Here is a 4,790-nt window from a genome sequence, read left to right on the forward strand (position 1 = left end):
ACAAGAAAGCAATGGACGTTAAAAAAGATGACTCCGGCAGCCTACCGAAGTCATCTTATTGCGGCTTAAACACAACTATATCCCTTTTTATTAAACTGTCTATAAAATAGGGTTCAGTTCAGACTCTAATCAACTTTCCTGTTTTTCAGGATATCTTGAATAATTTCAATATGTGATGCAGCCCAGGCTTTTTCTCGGAAGTGTAAATACAAGCTAAAGGTTATACCAATAATATAAATTAAAATGAAAATCATCCAATTCCTACTCCCACTTTCAAAAAGAATTGCCTGCAGATTTTGAGAGAAGATTAAAAATAAAAACGGAATGGAGGAAACATATATTGGAATCATACCCGAACCATTACTTTCTTTAATAAGTCGATAATATATCAGCTTTAATATGTCACTATCAATTGATTCATAAAATTGCTGAATCTCTTGAATATCCCTTAAATATTTATGGTTCTTAATATTTTGAGGGTCTTTTTTTAAATGACGGTATATTTTATGAGCGTCACCACGTAGAAAATTCATTAATACCAACATCCTTTGTAGTTCTAGCGAGGAGTTCAAGTCAGTATTTAATAATTTGTGACATTCCAAAAATATTATACTTATAAAAGAGAATATGGAACCTTATTAATTTTGTTTAGTAAGAATAATCTCTTCAGTTTGATTCTTCCATTCAATCGTTAAAGTGGCTTGTTCTGGGTATTCACCTTCGACTAGGAATCCACTTGTTTCTGTTGCAGTATGGAAGTTGCCAATTCCTTTTAATGGCTGTGGCGAATTGCTCTTTAATTTTGAGGAACCTGCATCAAGTACATATTCAATTTCTCCCACATCTCCTATAAGAGTTGGCTCATTTTCACGATCAATAATACGCTGAATATAGAGCGATTCAAAAAAGGATGAATGTACTTTGGAAATTGTATAGGTTCCAAACCAGTCTTCTCCTACCCCAAAATACATTACATTTTGTTCTTCTTCAGACTTTTCATATGAACAGCCTGAAACAATACTAAGTAGTGCTATTAACGATAAGAGCTTTTTCAATGGATTTCCTACTTTCTCTTTTATAAAATGACTTCCTCTAATGAAAAGCCCTTTCAACAAATTATACGATGTATTTCACATATGAATTCTCACACGGAGATCCTTTTGCTATATACATAACGCCATCTTCTGGAATCATAATAAATGAAGCTACAGTAGTCATTTCCCAAGCGGCTGGCTTTTCTATATCACTATGACGACATATACTATATGGTGGGTTTCCATGATCTGTAAGAATTCCTTTAACTGTATCTATCGTGATGTTACCAAAAGCTTCTTTTATTAGTGCTGATACTCTCTCTCTTCTTAATAATGCATCAGGTAAAATAATTGGCGCTAGATCTTCCTGTTGAAAACGTTCCGTACAATAGCAGTTCGAGTGATATAGTACATCGTTAATTGGAGAGATAACCTCAACATCCTCAAAAGTACTCTCAATCCCAAACATTGCTCCCTTATTGTCTGCTAGATGAAAATATCCTACTCCCCTTGCAACCTCTTTCAATAGATTCATTGCATCATTTACCGAGGATTGCCTCATTACTTTTGTTAAATAGCATCCTAATGGCAACGAAAAACGGTAGTGATCACCTTTCGTAAATAATGAATTTGCGCAGTTTCCAAATCCGTTTGAACTTAGAGAATACTCCACCATACCACTTAGTGAAAGTGCAAGTATTCGTGTTCCATCTTCATAATGCATGTGCAGTAAATACGGTTCATAACTATTTAGCCAATCAATGTTTTGTGCTAATATTGTTTTTCCATCAGCTGTTGCTTTTCCTGTAACGGCAATCGATGTACAGAGACCTTGTATTTGCTTATAGTAGTAAGACATTTCAAATACACAGCGTAAAGTAAACATTTTTTCAAAAGGTATATTCAATGCATCTGCTTGCCCTTGTAATTGGTCGATAATGAGTGGGTCATATTGACGAACTGGTTCTATAAATTTACTTGCAGTTCGGATAACATCTTCAACGGTAGTTTGATGGCCACGACTTAATATACCAAGTGTTGTATCAATACTTTTTGACAATACATCTCCACAAGCTTCACCTATTTGGTTTCCCATTTCATAAGCAGTACCACTACAATGAACAACTCTCATCTACTATTCTCCTTTCTTTAATCCATGCCAGTACGTTTTCCAAATTTCCTTTATTTTATTTCGCTCAAGATGTGGGTTTATTAGATAAGTCATAAGTAATCCCTCTCGTAAACTTCGAAATGCTAGTAAGGCTGATTCATCCGAGATATCCCGAATGATATTTTGCACAATTAAATCTTTTATTAAAGTGGATTCTTTTTCGATAAAAGTAGATTCTACCTTCGAAATTTTCCCAAGGATTTCTTCTTTTAAATCTAAAGGGGGGAATAAGAATACACGATTCCAAAATAATGATTTGACTGGTTCATCTGCAAATGCAAAGACATACTTTTCAAATAGGATAAAAAGTTTCTCTTCCTCAAATGCACTGTCTACTTCTTCAATAATTTGTTCCATACGCATTTTATACTCTTCAAGTAATTCCTCAAAAATCGTTAGAAACAGCTCTTGTTTACTGGAAAAGTAAACGTATAAAGAAGGCTTTTTAATTCCAACTTTTGTAGCAATTTCGTTGAGTGTCGTTGCTTCATATCCTTTTTGTGAAAATAGTGTAATTGCTGCATCTTTTATGCTTGTTAAGGAAGACATATTGATTCACCTCTCTTATGTTATTACCTAACGTTAGGTAGGTTAATTTATTTCAATAATATTATCTCACAAAATAACTGTCAACATTTTCTAAGTTAAAATTTAGGATTTTTTGAAAACAAAAAATCACCCCTAAAGTTAGAGGCGATTTCTTATTTTTAACATTTCACGATATTATCTGTTAATACTTTCATAGCATCCTTTACATCTTCAGCAAAATGGACCGGGTTGTCTACTTTTATAAAATGGATATACATTAACCTTGGATCATCAAATAACCAATGATTGTGGAAAGCTGTTACCAAAATACCCCTTTCGCGAAGTTTACTAATAAAAGGATTTATCTCTTCTTCAAGAATGACCGTTTCCCCACTACATAGAGCTTTTCCGTCTTCTGTTAGTGATTCAAAGACAAACATTTGAGGAAGTAATAAAAATGATCTTCCTTTTCTCCCCATTACACGTGGTTTAATATTTAAACGAGAGTCCATTACTGTACAAACTCCATCTTCAAATGTATGCATTCCTCCAAGGATGTCATGAAATTTCTCGCAAAATTTTTCTGCCATGCCCAGTGTATTATCACAATCTTTATGGGACTTCCCTACATCTTTTTTAGTTAATACCCTTAACGCTCTTCTTGTTTTCCGCGCAAAGGAAAGCGGTTCATCAATCGATTGGAAGTGAATGTACATGAGTCGAGGTTCTTCAAATAACCAGTGATTGTGTAATGCCGTAACAATTATCCCGTTCTCTCTTAAACACGAAATAAATGGGTTAATCTCTTCTTCAAGCACTACTGTCTCCCCTAAGCACAATGCTTTTCCCGTAGCATCCAAATTTTCAAAGGAAAAGGCTTGCGGTACAAACATAAATGACTGCGCATTCCTTCCTAAAACTGTTGGATGAATATTCGTTCTAGATCGTGTTGCTGTACAAACTCCATTAATGATAGAAGGCGTAGATCCTAAAATTCGTGCAAATTCTTGGCAAAGCTCATTAGGCAGTTCCATGTTCATCTTATTCATGAATGCATAATTCCTTTCCAACTATATTTACTCATACTGAGATTGTATTCTAGTAAATAATCATTGGTTAGGCATCTTCACCAAAAAGCTCCTGGACCACCCACTCTAAATTAGTTTTAAATACAGCGCTATCATCCCAAACCCCATTAATGCAAAGAAAACGATCTTGATTGCAGAAGAATTTTTTAATGATACAAAAAGAATTTCACTAATGGTAACCATGAAAATCATTCCAATTGTAAAGCTCATAATAAAAGATGAAATTAGATAAAACTCTTGATCGATATATTTACCGATATAAACCCCCGCTGCAACAGGGATAGATACAAGAAATGAAAAAAATATCCAAAGATAGTGATTGCGCTTTACAAGCATTAATGGCGTAAATAATATGACACCTTCTGGGATACTATGAAAGAAAAGAGCCTGCAATAATGTATTTTTCAGATCAGAGTCTAAGTTGGTTCCGAACATAATCCCCATCGGAAAATTATGTATCGATATACTTAGCATTAATAGTAAGCTAGTTTGAATATGTAAATTTTCCTTTAATGATAGATTCTCTGTTTGATTGAAGTGAAATATGCTGTGGAACCCTCTAAATAAAATTATTCCTAAAAATACCCCTAGTAAACTATTAAACCATCCACTCATTTCAATCATTTCTGGCATCATTTCGATACTGATTAACCCTAAAATTAGCCCTGCACAAATAGCATAAATAATATCTATCTTCTGTTGGAACCCTTTTAAAAGTAATGCGATACTACCACCGATGAATATTCCAAAAAAAGTACTTAGAAAAGCAGAAAGCCACATTCGTTCACACCTTTTTTGATGGTTTATTAACGTATATGGCTTATCCAATGCAATTATGTAGTTCTAAACATAAAAAACATACTAACATTAGTAGTACAAACCAAGGCCATGGTTTGTGCTACTATTTTTTTATAGTAGAAGTGAAGGAAAGTCGAACAGCTCCAGGGACGTATGAGAGTCCGTAAAAAA

Annotated in this window: 6 protein-coding genes; all 6 read right to left on the minus strand. The window is 34.0% G+C overall.

Annotated features, from left to right (window positions below; all coding sequences use genetic code 11):
• Window positions 1-125: 125 nt before the first annotated feature.
• The 6 genes from D8M03_RS16995 to D8M03_RS17020 all read right to left on the minus strand — a co-directional run bounded on the left by D8M03_RS16995 (window position 126) and on the right by D8M03_RS17020 (window position 4,601).
• Window positions 126-533: a hypothetical protein gene (locus tag D8M03_RS16995; RefSeq protein ID WP_121215988.1), complete on the minus strand. Its 408-nt coding sequence runs from the start codon at window positions 531-533 to the stop codon at window positions 126-128.
• Window positions 534-638: 105 nt separating this feature from the next.
• Window positions 639-1,055 (minus strand): hypothetical protein, encoded by a 417-nt coding sequence (locus D8M03_RS17000; RefSeq protein WP_121215989.1) that lies wholly within the window; start codon window positions 1,053-1,055, stop codon window positions 639-641.
• A gap of 61 nt (window positions 1,056-1,116) precedes the next feature.
• Window positions 1,117-2,166, minus strand: coding sequence for a C45 family autoproteolytic acyltransferase/hydrolase (locus D8M03_RS17005; protein ID WP_121215990.1), 1,050 nt, complete (start codon window positions 2,164-2,166; stop codon window positions 1,117-1,119).
• A 3-nt stretch (window positions 2,167-2,169) separates the two neighbouring features.
• The gene (locus tag D8M03_RS17010) at window positions 2,170-2,754 is read right to left on the minus strand and encodes a TetR/AcrR family transcriptional regulator (protein WP_121215991.1); all 585 of its coding nucleotides are present in this window, start codon (window positions 2,752-2,754) and stop codon (window positions 2,170-2,172) included.
• 158 nt (window positions 2,755-2,912) lie between these two features.
• Window positions 2,913-3,782, minus strand: coding sequence for a DUF1259 domain-containing protein (locus tag D8M03_RS17015; protein WP_121215992.1), 870 nt, complete (start codon window positions 3,780-3,782; stop codon window positions 2,913-2,915).
• 105 nt (window positions 3,783-3,887) lie between these two features.
• Window positions 3,888-4,601, minus strand: coding sequence for a ZIP family metal transporter (locus D8M03_RS17020; RefSeq protein ID WP_121215993.1), 714 nt, complete (start codon window positions 4,599-4,601; stop codon window positions 3,888-3,890).
• Between the last annotated feature and the right edge of the window lie 189 nt (window positions 4,602-4,790).

Source organism: Ureibacillus endophyticus (assembly GCF_003628435.1).
Taxonomy (GTDB): domain Bacteria; phylum Bacillota; class Bacilli; order Bacillales_A; family Planococcaceae; genus Ureibacillus; species Ureibacillus endophyticus.